This is a genomic window from Pseudomonas sp. PNPG3 (genome assembly GCF_023093815.1).
Taxonomy (GTDB): Bacteria; Pseudomonadota; Gammaproteobacteria; order Pseudomonadales; family Pseudomonadaceae; genus Aquipseudomonas; species Aquipseudomonas asiatica.
The window spans coordinates 1-12,320 of record NZ_JALLKV010000027.1 but is presented as its reverse complement, the minus strand read 5'-3'; the positions used below and the strand labels follow the sequence as shown (position 1 = coordinate 12,320).

Annotated in this window: 11 protein-coding genes and 1 pseudogene; 9 read left to right on the top strand and 3 right to left on the bottom strand. The window is 54.8% G+C overall.

The features are described from left to right. Nucleotides 1-227: 227 nt before the first annotated feature. The 5 genes from MJ643_RS17940 (at nucleotide 228) to MJ643_RS17920 (ending at nucleotide 8,063) form a co-directional block, all read left to right on the top strand. Nucleotides 228-980, top strand: a complete 753-nt coding sequence (locus MJ643_RS17940) for a hypothetical protein (RefSeq protein WP_047934893.1) — start codon at nucleotides 228-230, stop codon at nucleotides 978-980. Beyond that, nucleotides 980-1,636: a hypothetical protein gene (locus MJ643_RS17935; RefSeq protein WP_038409809.1), complete on the top strand. Its 657-nt coding sequence runs from the start codon at nucleotides 980-982 to the stop codon at nucleotides 1,634-1,636. The genes MJ643_RS17940 and MJ643_RS17935 overlap by 1 nt, the downstream gene beginning before the upstream one ends. 867 nt (nucleotides 1,637-2,503) lie before the next feature. Beyond that, complete coding sequence (locus MJ643_RS17930; protein WP_038409810.1) at nucleotides 2,504-4,468, top strand: ABC-three component system protein; 1,965 nt, start codon at nucleotides 2,504-2,506, stop codon at nucleotides 4,466-4,468. 2 nt (nucleotides 4,469-4,470) lie between these two features. Further along, on the top strand, nucleotides 4,471-5,058 hold the full coding sequence (locus MJ643_RS17925; RefSeq protein ID WP_038409812.1) for an ABC-three component system middle component 1: 588 nt from the start codon (nucleotides 4,471-4,473) through the stop codon (nucleotides 5,056-5,058). Next, the gene (locus MJ643_RS17920) at nucleotides 5,055-8,063 is read left to right on the top strand and encodes an AAA family ATPase (RefSeq protein ID WP_038409813.1); all 3,009 of its coding nucleotides are present in this window, start codon (nucleotides 5,055-5,057) and stop codon (nucleotides 8,061-8,063) included. The genes MJ643_RS17925 and MJ643_RS17920 overlap by 4 nt, the downstream gene beginning before the upstream one ends. 116 nt (nucleotides 8,064-8,179) lie before the next feature. Here the strand turns inward: MJ643_RS17920 and MJ643_RS17915 are convergent, their stop codons facing one another. Then, on the bottom strand, nucleotides 8,180-8,464 hold the full coding sequence (locus tag MJ643_RS17915; protein WP_038409815.1) for a hypothetical protein: 285 nt from the start codon (nucleotides 8,462-8,464) through the stop codon (nucleotides 8,180-8,182). Between the two features lie 238 nt (nucleotides 8,465-8,702). Here MJ643_RS17915 and MJ643_RS17910 point away from each other — a divergent pair, with 238 nt between their 5' ends. After that, nucleotides 8,703-8,900, top strand: a complete 198-nt coding sequence (locus MJ643_RS17910) for a helix-turn-helix domain-containing protein (protein WP_038409821.1) — start codon at nucleotides 8,703-8,705, stop codon at nucleotides 8,898-8,900. Nucleotides 8,901-8,983: 83 nt separating this feature from the next. On the opposite strand, the gene MJ643_RS17905 is transcribed toward MJ643_RS17910, so the two are convergent. Both MJ643_RS17905 and MJ643_RS17900 read right to left on the bottom strand, forming a co-directional pair. Beyond that, nucleotides 8,984-9,988 (bottom strand): DNA-binding protein, encoded by a 1,005-nt coding sequence (locus MJ643_RS17905; protein WP_049870823.1) that lies wholly within the window; start codon nucleotides 9,986-9,988, stop codon nucleotides 8,984-8,986. A 519-nt stretch (nucleotides 9,989-10,507) separates the two neighbouring features. After that, entirely contained in the window at nucleotides 10,508-10,792 is a 285-nt protein-coding gene (locus MJ643_RS17900; protein ID WP_038409822.1) for a helix-turn-helix transcriptional regulator, read from the bottom strand. Between the two features lie 82 nt (nucleotides 10,793-10,874). Between MJ643_RS17900 and MJ643_RS17895 the strand changes: the two genes are divergently transcribed. The 3 genes and pseudogenes from MJ643_RS17895 to MJ643_RS17885 all read left to right on the top strand — a co-directional run. Then, on the top strand, nucleotides 10,875-11,333 hold the full coding sequence (locus tag MJ643_RS17895; RefSeq protein ID WP_038409824.1) for a hypothetical protein: 459 nt from the start codon (nucleotides 10,875-10,877) through the stop codon (nucleotides 11,331-11,333). A gap of 78 nt (nucleotides 11,334-11,411) precedes the next feature. Next, entirely contained in the window at nucleotides 11,412-11,888 is a 477-nt protein-coding gene (locus tag MJ643_RS31580; protein ID WP_047933074.1) for an MbcA/ParS/Xre antitoxin family protein, read from the top strand. Between the two features lie 141 nt (nucleotides 11,889-12,029). Beyond that, nucleotides 12,030-12,275: pseudogene (locus MJ643_RS17885) on the top strand (transposase); the annotation flags it as partial. Between the last annotated feature and the right edge of the window lie 45 nt (nucleotides 12,276-12,320).

Below are 12,320 nucleotides of genomic sequence, written 5' to 3'. Positions count from 1 at the left end.
GGTCTTAGCTTTCTATGGCTTTGAGAGAGAGTATCGATCTGCAAAATGATCGCTTGCCTAGAGCGCCTAAGCAAGCAAGCTGGGAAGCATCACAATCGTAAAACACCTCTACAGGTCTTCTTCGCCCACAGCTGAAACATTCACTGGCTCAGGTACACAGATCACTCTGTTCAACCGCTCGAAAAAACCTGATCATCCGCTTTCCTTCCGCATACGATGCTCACTAGATGCTGCATGCTTTCAGGCGAAACAAAAGTCACCTCTACAAGCGTTATCTTGGGCACCGAGAAGAGGGTGAGAAGCGCGTTTGCGAGGAAGATGAAATCACGGCGCTGATTGCCGGCCCCTTGGATTTCCTGCCTCCAGAAGCGAGTGGCGCATTCTGGCGCGCACTGCTCGAAAGTGACGTCGATGAAAACCTTCCGCTCCCAACTGGTGCAGTCAGTTTTCTGCGGATGGATTTCTGGCCGAAACGATCGGTAGAGCCTGATTTGTTGGTTGAGATGGGATGGTCAAACGGGGAGCGACGAATCATCGTCGTCGAGTTCAAATGGCGTGCGCCCTTGGGTACAGATCAGCTGCATCGGCAGTGGGATGAGTTTTTGACTGACGCTGAGCGCGAAGTCGCTTACCACCTGTTCATTGGGCCCGAGTTGAGTGTTGGCCTCAACGCCCTTGGTCAGACGGACATCTGGAATGGTCGGCTGATTCTGCGTTCGTGGCTGAACGTGCTTCAGATCCTCAACAAGCTGGACTGTTCCAGCTACACCGGACTTAGCAAATGGCGATCTCAAGTCACCAGCTTCCTTGGTCAACTGGACATCAAGCGATTCCAGGGATTTCAGCAACTCTCGCCTGCAACAGTACCCGCACGTACGCACGTGTTTTGGAATCCGTTGAACGGCTTCGACACGAAGGCGCCAGATCTACCTGTTATGGTTAACCCCAAGCCTAATCATTTCCTATGGAGTTCTCAGTGATGTCGTCCTCCCCCATCAGCATTGGAGCGTCAATTACCGATGCGGTGAAATTCATGTCGAGGCTTGCTGGTGAGTGTGAAACGCTGGCTGATCTGGTCAAGCAGGAAATCAGTAGAGTTTTTTTGACGCCTGAGCTTGCCAAGTACTTCAAGCCGAGCAGTGCATGGATCACCTCCCGAGCGACGGATGAAGACGGCTGGGTGTACACCGGCATAGGCATTTCGCTGCCCATTGCGTCCAAGCCTAAGCGGTCGACCACTAGCCACATCATCGTTCAAATCAGCCTCGCAGGCGAAGGTATTGAGGCAATTGATAATCGAGAGCCTCTGGTGCACATCGGCAAGTGGGGGTGGCCGATCGATTTCGTCGATATTCAGATGGGCTTTCCTTGCGATCTGGATAGCGGTTACGACCTGGAGCTTGAGAGCGGCCAACTGTTCAGGTGGGTGCACACGGAGTATGACAATGAATGGTGCTACAGCGTACGTTTGACGGACATTAACTGCCCCGAAGACGTGAAAATCAATATCATCGATCCACTCAGGTCACTGCTTTTGGGGGCTGAAGCTTCGCAAGCTCTAGCTGGGACTTGCGCTGTGCGGTATGTCGGGACAGGGGAAAATGCTGGTCAGTATCGGATGTTGCCTCGCCAGTGACCGGATATGCCTACGCATCTTGATCGGAATCCCATGGAAAAGGCCGTGGGAGAGACCTTCCATGCACTAGCCGCGATGGGTACGAGAGCAGGCGACCAGATCCAGCACCGGTGGCCTGATGCTGGTCTTGTGTGTTTACGCTTGCTGGTTAGCCGCGGGGCGGTTGCCACAACTCTTTCTGGCGGCGCCTGGTCACTTCGGTAACGGCTGAAACCTCAGTAAAACGAATGGCGATGGGAATGTCACTTCTTCCTGTCAGCTGCAGCGCTCGCGGTGGTCTTGTTGGGTGATGGCGCCTCGCCGTGAAGACCTACCAGCGCTGACCGGCAGTCAGCACTCCTATCCGGTGTAGTCTACTCCCGAGTCGTAGGCAGTGGTGACGTATCCAGGACATTTGATTCACATATTTTTCACGCCTGTTTGCGCAGTCTCAGCTATCCCTACGTGTGATAGATCTTGCCCGCCTAGCAGCGGGCTTCCTTTTGCGTGCACTTTTTATCGTCGTGCACCAAGGAGCCCGCTGCTCCCTTGCCCAACACACAAAACTGCCCAATGACCACCAGTCTGCGTGGAAACAGTGACGCTCCATCACATCCAAGGGCTGGGATCATCACGCGCACTCGCCAACCGCATCGTCCTTGTGCTCCTGTCCCTGAACGCTTCAATGGCAACTATGAGCTTCTCGCGCCCCACTGGCTGAGCGGCAGTCATCGACCTATCCGACTGGCGCCAGCTCGTTCAGCAAGTAACCAAACATGCGGCAGCAATTTATGCATAAACCCCAGTTCCTTCGGTGAAGTCGGCTCGTTACTATGTGGCCACCTGCCATTGGTGCCTTGGGCGCCGAAACGCCTGAAGGGATTCACAATGATTAGAAGGTTCCGGCTTGAGCAAAAAGGCCGCTACGAAAAGCTGGTAATCGCCCAGCGCTTGTCGGATATGGTGGATAAATTCCTGGATGGGCGCCCTGCTCCGCTGGGAATCGGTGCTGAGCAGGGTGGCATAGCTGAATGGGACGATGTGGTCATCTACCACAGTGACGACCACTGGGAGCACTTGCAAATCAAGCGGCAGACCAGCGATTTCAGCGATAAACACTTCGACAAAGATGATTACCTAGCCTCCTACAAACCTCGCAAGAAGAAGCCAGACGCTGGCATCGTTGCTGCTGAAGAAGAACCAGAGTCTGCCTCAGAAACGAAATTCGATTCTGAGCTGGAGAAAGTCTTCAAGAGCTTGGCGGCTTGGCAACCACCTCCGGTGGGCGTGAAACCGGCCAAGCGTACGTTCTCGTTGACCCTGCCTGGCCCTGAGGTCGTGATTAAAGGGAAAGAAAAGGATCAGGACGTTCTCAGGATCACGCACCTGCGCGAAGTCTGGGATCTCTGTCGCAAGGATGGCGTCAACCTTGCTGGGCTCGGTAAGCGCGATGATAAGCCTACTCAGAATGTCTATACCTGGCTTACAACGTGGTGCGGGTTCAATGACTGGGCCCATATCGTCGAGAAGATGCGGGTGCTGGAAATTCACTGCGTCGGTGATGAAGGTGCTTTGGAGAAAAGTGCGCTTGAGTCTCTCGACAGGCACTTCACCGACTCGGCCATAACGCTTAGTGTGTTGCTGGACTATATCGGGGACAGCACGACGGACACGAATGCGGTGTCTTGCCATACCACGGCCACGCACCTTCAGAAGCTGCTTCGAGCAGGGGGGCAGACTTGGACGCAATACTTGGTTGACCCTATCCCAGGTGTAGGCTGGACAGTGTCCGGCACGCACGACCTTGGCACTGCAACGTCCCACTCAGCTAGCAGTCCTGCCGAGCAAGTCGTAAATCATCATTGGGCCCAGAGCATCCCAAACCGGCGGCTGAGACTACACGCTGAATATGCTCGCCCCACCAAAGCACTTAGCTTACCTTCCGCGATTCTTCGTCTGGCGTTGCATCTCAAAACAGGGAGCGAATCCATGCTCCTAGGCGAGCGCGCATGGCGTCAAGGGGCACACAGTGAATTGCGTAGCACGCTTGGAGACACTGAGCGGGATCTAGACGATCTCCACTGGTTCGAGAGTTCCGAGGCCCTTTCGTGCGCAAGGGAGCGCAAGATCTGCTCACCTGCGGGCACCAAAATCGAGTCAGATGATCTTCATGCCGCGATGAATGATGTGGTGTGGCAACAGCTTCAAATCTGCGTCGGAAATAAGCTTAACGGCATAAACGACCATGATTTGTCGGTTGCGATGGCAGAGAAATGGTTGGTATGGCGAGCCGAGTTAGACAAAGATCCTGAAGCCCGCTTGTTGCTCTTCGAGCAAATGATGTATCCCGTAACTGAAGGTATTAATGCCAAGCACGCGTTACGAATTGGGCCTCGGACGGTAGAGCTCATGGAGACCGCAATCATCATGCTGCTGTTAGCGTGTGTGGGGCTTGGCGGTGTTGATTGGCGCTCGATCGAACCAATTGGGGATGTGCTCAGCATCGCTTTGCGCCACTGGTCTGGGGAGCCTACCGACCACGACGGGCCCCGTCGCCTCGGTGATGACTGTTTGCGAAAACTGCTGGGTCAAGCTCCACCCCCTGTAGTTATCCTTTCGGGCGTAGAAGAGTCTGCGACCGAGTTACTGGAGGCAGGCATGGCTGAGGATCTCGAAGCTGGCCATAGCATGGCTGCTGAGCGCCAGCCGCGCCTCCTGGTCACCCGTTTCCAAGTATACAAGCAGCTAAGAACCGGAACGTTGGCCAAGCTGGAAGCTCATTTTCAAAAGCACTGGAACGCCTGGATGCAGGCACGCGAAGCAGCTATCGAAGCCTGTGGGAAAGGACACTGATCATGATGACGCTCCAACAATTGATTGCGGCGGTTGGCCAGCGGGTCGAGGGCCGGTATGAGATCCAACTTGCGGATGACATGGGGCTTCCGGAGGTTAAATACCCCTCGCAGATTCTACGACTCAAACGTGCCCGCCTTGCAAATGCTGGCTGGCGAACCGTGTTGTTGATCGAGCTTCCGTCTCCGGCGGTTCAAGCAGCACACCAGTGGGCTGCGAATGTTCGCGATGTCCTGCCTGAGCCGGAAACGTCCGACCTGTACATGTTCCTCGTCTTGCAAGACACCACGCATGACGAGGCCACTCGCATTGAGACGGATGATCGATTTTGTCGGAAAGTCGTAGTGCGTCAGCAAGAAACACCAATGGATTTTCTCGACCGCACATTCCTTGCTGCGCTTGATCCCCCCGGAGATGTTGAAAAGCTTAGCGATCCCTTGGCTGCAGCCTTCCAGGCGCTCTCCTCTGCTCAAACCTGGACAAGAGACCATATCGACTTCTGGAAGATGGAGTTGCTGTCGAGCACTAACGGCGCCGACGTCGCCCGATCGCTACGCGCATCGATGGCTGGCAGCGAGGATCAGCAATGAGCAAGTTGAATTCGATAACGGTATCAAACTTGCGTAAATTTGGCCCTGGCGTCGAGATTGAACTCAGCCCTGGCGCAACCATCGTCCTCGCGCCCAATGGTACCGGCAAGACTACGTTGTTCGAGGCCATTGAATTTGGACTCACGGGGAGAATTGCCCGTCTTCACGACGACATCAACCATGTCATCCGGGATGATGAAGCGTTCGCCGAGGTGAGTTTGAACTTTGCCGATTTTACTGCGTCGTCGAAGGTTACGGCAGCGGGTAAGGTGAGCCAAGAAGGCGATTTGAGCGCCCTATTCCCCGGCATCCCTAAGAATGACCTTCCATTTTTGCTCCGACTGACGCACTTGCTTGATCAACGAGAGAATGAGTGGATCGTCAAGGCAGACGAAAAGGACGCAGGCGCCCAGTTGGCAAAGCTTCCCATCGGGCGTGAGGGTTCACGCGCTGGCGCCACGCTTCCCTCAGTTCGGCGGTCATTGAACGAGGAGAAGGGTCGCCAACTAAAGGATTTGATTGAACTCGAAAAAGAGCTGGCTGACTGGAATCGGCTCATCCAAGAGCGCGATTTTGCTGCAGCTGGTGCCGTGGGAGCCTTGCGTCCTCAGGAGCTCCTCGCCAAGGCCGTCTCAGAGGCCGCAGCCCAAACCGAAAGTCTCGATCAGATACCACCAGGACTCCTCTTGGAGCCGGTGAATCAAGACAGCCTGGCCCTCGCGCATTCGGCGCTGCTCGATATCTTGCGTATCAAAGTGGAGCGGATGCAGGCACTTATCGCAGACCTGGCAGAGGCGGACGGCCTGATCGAGAGCTTCGGTGTCGTGCAGTCTCGCCTCGATATGCTAAAAGCCCAATTGGCCGTCGAGATCGTCACGCGCGACAATCATTCGAAAAGCCGAACCGAGAACGCCGAGCTTCTCCAAGAGCACCAGACAAATAGCCTGCTCACTCAACAGGAACGCGTGAGTGTTGCACAATCGCTGGAGCGAATGGTCAATGAGGTAGGTGCTAAACAGCAGGTTGACCACCGTAATCAGGCGTTAGCCGAGGCTGCTACAGCCGTATCAATCGCCGATCAGAATTGTGCAGCATTGCGACAAAAGCATGAGCGCAACCTGCAGATCAGGAATCAGCACGCTCAGCTCGACACCCAGGTTCTATCACTTGACCAGTCAGAGAGAAGGCTGCTTGACGGCCAGCGCTTGGTCATCGAGTGGGAAGCTGCCGAAGCCCTCTTGGCAGCGAATCGAAAAGAGTCAGACCTTAATGAGGATCTTCTTAGCCATTTGGGCGCCGAACTGACCCAAAAGCGTGCTGCACAGGAAGTGTGCAAGGCTGCTGAAACTGCTGCAAGAGCTCATTATCGGGCATTGAGTTCTTCAGCAGATGCAATTCGCCAAGCGGTAGCTTCAATTGCCGCGCACCTTCCCGCAGATCAAGATAGCTGTCCGCTGTGTTTGTATCCTCATGGCCCAGAAGACTTGCACAAACGTGTAGCCAATGCGTTGCAAGCCATAGACCCCAACCTGATTGCTGCCGATCAGCAATTGAAAGCCGCGGCAGAAGCATTAGCATCGAGCGATGCCGCGGTGGTGTATGCGCTCGAAGCGGTAGCGGATTGCCAGGCTAAGCTTGCTGCCCTGGACGAAATTCGCCACGACTTGGAGCGCCAGATTGTTCAGTTCCGAATCGATCCAATTCTGGCTAGCGACTCAGTGCCTTCGGCTAAGGAATCGCTCAGGGTTCAACTGGAGGGAGTCTCGGCAAGTCGCCGGAATCTGACAGATCGGCGTGCTGGGCTTCAGCCTCTGGTTGCTCAGGATACGTTCGATCAGGCTCTCCACACATACAATATGGCTGTCGCCGCTCTTGATCAGGCACGCGCTCAGCACAACGAGGCGCAGACTCGACGTGATCAAGCGGTCGCTGCATTGTCGGCCATCACAACAGGCACCCCCGATGGGCGAACACTTGAAGAGTTGACCCTATACCTCAAGGAGCTTGACGATCGAATCCGCGAGGCTAATGGAAAAGCTGAGAACGCCCAGTCGGTGCTAGATGCGCAGCAAATCCAACTGCTGGAGCTAAGCAATGCTGTAATGACGACTGAAGAGGCGATCAGGCAGGCTCAAACTCAGCTCGCGACGATGCGCAGGAGCTGGGAGGGACTTGGGTTGATGGGTGACCCGCTCACCGAAGCCGCTCAAGCGCGCGCCGGCACGTTGCGCTCAACGTTGGCGAGCCTTGGGAGTAATTTGGAAATGCTCGAAAAGCTCGGCGTTGAGATATCGGCTTGGGCCAGACTGAATGAAACGCAGATGGCGCAAAGACTCATCGACGTACAGCGCCTAGAGCACACGGAAGAGAGTTTCTTTGCATACCTCAACGATAGAATCTCGGTCGCAAAGGGACAATTGGCCGATCTTACAAGGCTGGCTGATGCCATGGACGCTTTGGATGGTTTCTTGAAAAAGGAAATCGGCAACGTTCAGAAGCATGTCAGCAAGGTTGAACCTCGTTGGCGGGCCCTCCTTAAACGGGTTGTGCGCGAAACGAGGTTCCACGAAGCAAGCCTTAAGTTCTTCACAGCCTACAATAAGGAGCGGGTGGAGGTTTCAGTGCCACTGGGTAAGAAGTCAGCCCCGGTACCTGATGTTGCAAGCGAAGCACAGCTTACCGATCTTCAACTGACCTTCCTGCTTTCCATGGCGATGAGTCACCAATGGTCGCCTTGGAAAGCCCTGCTACTTGACGATCCGACGCAACACCACGATCTGGTTCATGCCTCCGCGGTCTTCGATTTGCTGCGCGATTACATCGTTGATCACGGCTTCCAAATCGTCATCGCGACCCATGATGCGCTGCAGGCACGCTACTTCATGCGCAAGCTTCAGAACGACGGGATCGACGCGAAGATCTGGTCGCTCGTGCCGACGGAAAACGGAGTCACCGCTGAGGAAGGACAGCGCAAACAGCGAAGCAGCTTGACCTCACCCTCATAGCACTGACTTAGCGCCAGCCAGTGGTCGGTGCCGCGAGATAGCTTGGTTCCGTTGGTTGGCGCTACATTTTAGCTTGCCCTTTGGCTAATATCTTCACCCCCGCCGAGGGCAAAATCTCAGCACCACCACGACCGTTCCTCTTTTTTGACCGGGTACTCCGCCGCCCCGGCTTCCTCCGGCTCCACCGAAGTGGTCGCTGGATTTCCAACAGGGTCGATCGAGTCAACCTGCGCCCTCGCCCATTCCACCCAGGCCGCGGTCTGTTGTGCGATCTCCTCGCTACCGCCTATGGCGCCAGCAGCGACGGCATCAATGAACGCTCGAAGACGTTCGGATTTCTCCCACCTTTGCATATCTTCCATTAAACGCCCCTGGAGGTAGCGCTGATGCGCCGTTGCCATACGCGCCTCGCGACAGATTCTGGCGAACTCTTCGTGCTGCCTGCTTGATGCTTCAATACTTGCTCGGTTGGGGCTTTATGGATGGCAACCAAGGCTCACCTGGTTCACAAGCACTGTACAACCCTGCGCGCATTAGCCAAATCTAAGCTATGGCTTAGATTTTCTTCATCTGGGATCCGGTTTTTCCACAAACGAAGCTATAGCTTAGTTTTTAACGGTCACGCCCGTGACCTCATTGATGCAACTGCGCATCGCTGGAGAGTTGGGAGCGGCGGTTCGACAGGTTCGAAAGCTGCAGGCAATCACCCAAACCGATCTCGCCGACATTGTCGGTAAGAGTCATGTCCTTCTCACGGGCATCGAAATGGGCAAAGGCATGGTTGCGATCGCCAGCCTGCTAGAAGCTGAACGAGCTTTGTATGCGGATCTATGCTGAGCTGCTTGAGTACCAGTGCTTGGCATCTGCGCCAGCTCCCCCTGTGAGCGACTGCAATCCTCGACCCCGAAAAATCGGCAGCATCACGAGGGTTTTGCGACGGAGTCAACTCTCTCAGACTCGGCTTGCTTGCGAAGCTTGAGGTCGTTTAGTGCCTCATCCCGCTGTTTGGTGAGTTCAGCGGCGGTTGCTGTGAGCTGCACCGCCACAGCGCTTGCAGTCTCCGCCTCTTTCCTGGCGAGTGTCAGCTGATCCTGGAGCATCTCTTTAGCGCCCTCTGCCCTGGCAGCAGTCATGTTCGCCAGACTCAGATCCCCTTCCAGCCGCTTCAAAGCATCCTGATTCTGATGAGCGAGCTTGCTGTGTTGGCGAGCTTCGCCGAGCAAGCGTTCGTTGTCGCGATTAAGGCGAGTCAGTTCGTCCTGTCGCACCATCAAGGACTGCTGTACCTGCTTCAGTTCATGCTGCAGCTGCTGAAGCTGCGTTTCGTGGCGCAGCTGGTCTTGCTCGCGCTGCTCCTTAATGGCGCCGCGATAATGCTCCAGGGCATCACGAGCGTGCGCGTGCTTCTCTTCCAGTGAGCGAATCTGCTGGTCTTTCTCCTGTACTCGCAGTTCCAGGTCTGTACAGCTCTGACTGATGCGCGCATTACGGGTCATTTCAGTCTGCAGTGTCGACTGTGTAGTGCTTAGCTCTTCGGCCTGGCTCACCAATGCTGTGTCCCGGCTCGCCGTCTCTTGCTGGGCCTTCTTTAGATCAGCTTCAAGCCCTTCGATCTGTTTGCCTAGCGCCGCAACGCTCTGTTCATGCGACAGGCGCTCTTGGGCCAGGGCAACGTTGCCCTCCTCCAGCAATCGCTTTAGGAGCTGCTCAACGATATCGGTCAGCTCATCGCTAAGGCGACGTGGGTCAGCCTGAGGCCGTGGATCGGCGTTATCCAGCTCCTGTAGGTAGCGGGAAATAGTGGTCTTAGAGCCCGTGTTCCCTAACTCAACACGCACCGCATCAATGCTTGGATACACGCCCCGGGCAAGCAGCGCAGCGCGCGCTTTCTGCACCAATACCATGTTTATGCCGCCGCGAGCCATGACTCCTCCTACGATTTCGTACTGTGTTACATGTCATGTAAAAACATAGCCCGCACTGATGTAATTCTTGGAGAATTCAGCGAGTTTCGGAGCCGATTTGAGTACGGCGGGAGGTGAATCTTGGAGTATGAGTCGTAGAGGATGGTAATCCTTGGAGAAAAAGTTACGTCAAGGATTAATTCTTGGAGAAAAAGTCGCTTTCCCCGGAAGTAGCGTAGCGGCTACTTTGCTCGTTTCGAGCATGCGTTGTTTGGGTTACCACTGCAGAAATTCGATTCTTTGTTTAGTGAAACGCTGGCCCAGCCACTTTCGCCATATCAGGGTCTAGCAACAGCTGTCTATACGTACTGCAACAGTCGAGAGCAGAGCGGCCTCGTCCTAACATGAATGAGCATTGAAGATCGATGAGCTTGGGCGGCCGGGATGCATATTTGAACAGAGATCCGATCGAAGCATTGCCAATGCTTAAGCCCAGGCCAGTCCTCGCGTTCCCCGTCCATCGATCAACGCATTCACAGACTAACGCATGCCGAGCTCATCAAGCTCCATGCAGATCCGCTGGAGTAGATCCTTACGAGTGACTACACGTTCTTGGTTAAGGAACGTTGCCATGATTAGGGTGGCTGGGTGGACGTTCAGAACCTCAGCTAATTGACTCACCTTGTCAATCGTAGGGCGCTTCAAGCCACGTTCTAGAGTGCTCAGATATGTCCTACTACTGACGTCCGAGAAATCCTCCTGGGTGAGGCCTCGTTGCTTGCGGATGTCCCGAAGTGCCTCTCCAAACGCGATATTCAGTTCCAATTTTCAGGCTCACAAAAGGAACGATGAAGCCTTCTTGAGTCCTATAGGGCTACAATCTATAGTGTTCATTTTGGAGGGGCTTATGTTCACTACCTACCGAAGCTCTGAGATTCAGTTACCCGACCTTGGCGATCATCAATATGACGACACGCAGATCTGGCCATACGTTGAGCAGGAACTCATGTACCCGTGGTTTTACCTCAACGTGGTTCGGGTAGGCGCAGTTGAACCGGATACGTTCATGCTTATGATTCAGCATGCAAGGGACGTCGCTTCCCTGGTGCGTCGCGAAACGTCTCGGATGAGGGTTGAGCAGGTCCAAATTGTCACCCCAGCACACATGAACGGTACTGATCGCTGGCTTATGGAGCCCCTCACAAGAATATCTGTCCTCGAATCTCCCAGCCTAGGCGGTCCATGCGAGGCATTCGAGGTCGATGGAGGTAACTGCTATGCCCTTTCTGGTTCGGGGGTTCTAGAGAATGCCACCTTGATACAGGTGATCTTCGACGCTGCAACCGACCTCAATAAATCCCGATAGCGTTTTCGCCATCAGTGTGTAAGCCGACAACGGTCGGATCCTGTAGCAGGCAATCTCGTCAAACCTGCAAGGTGTGCAATGAAAGATCTAATACCGGACTCTATTCCCAGACCTCGCCAGGTTCGGGGACCAACAGAGACACTGACAAAGCGCCCGCTGGAGGAGCTTGGCGACCTGGATCTTGTGATACTCGTCTTGGAAGGGTTTGCGTTGAAGGACGTACAGATGATGGTGTCCAGTTCAACGCTCTATACGAAGCGAAATGTAATCTGCCTAGTAATGGGAAAGCCCGAGCAGCAGGTTGCTCATCTGCTGAATTCCGGCCTCGGAATGGTGCGGCTCAATGCCCAACAAAGCGCAATAGCATTCCAATTCGCGAAGACCCTAGAGCAAGCGACGACCGTCTTTGGTACACAGACGCTGGCAGAGGATTGGCTAGGTCGACCATGCAGGTATTTCTCGGGCCACATACCAGTTGACCTCATCGATACGTCAGTCGGGTTCGCTACTGTTGAGCGTTATCTCTCGCAGATTCACCACGGGGTATACGTATAGATGCAGCCGGTACCTGGTCAAGTCATCCACTTCGACCTTCGACAGGGAGGGCAACATGTCTGATATGGAGCGGGCAATTGAATCGCCCCTGGTTTCCTAGACACCTCCAAGCCTCATAATGAGGCCCAAATAGGAGGTGCCATGAGTCGTCAGCGTTACCCCGAAGAATTCAAGATCGAAGCGGTCAAGCAAGTGACCGAAAAAGGCAAACCTGTCGCCGATGTCGCCCAGCGCCTGGGCATGTCCGTGCATAGCCTTTACGCCTGGATCAAGGTCTACAGCAAGCCCCAAGAGCAGCGTCAGCAAGACGACGATCAGCAGGCCGAACTGCGCAAGCTGCGCGCTGAACTCAAGCGCGTGACGGAAGAGCGAGACATCTGTAAGCGTCCGGCGAACTCACCTTCCGAACTCCAGCATTAAGGGCGATGGTGT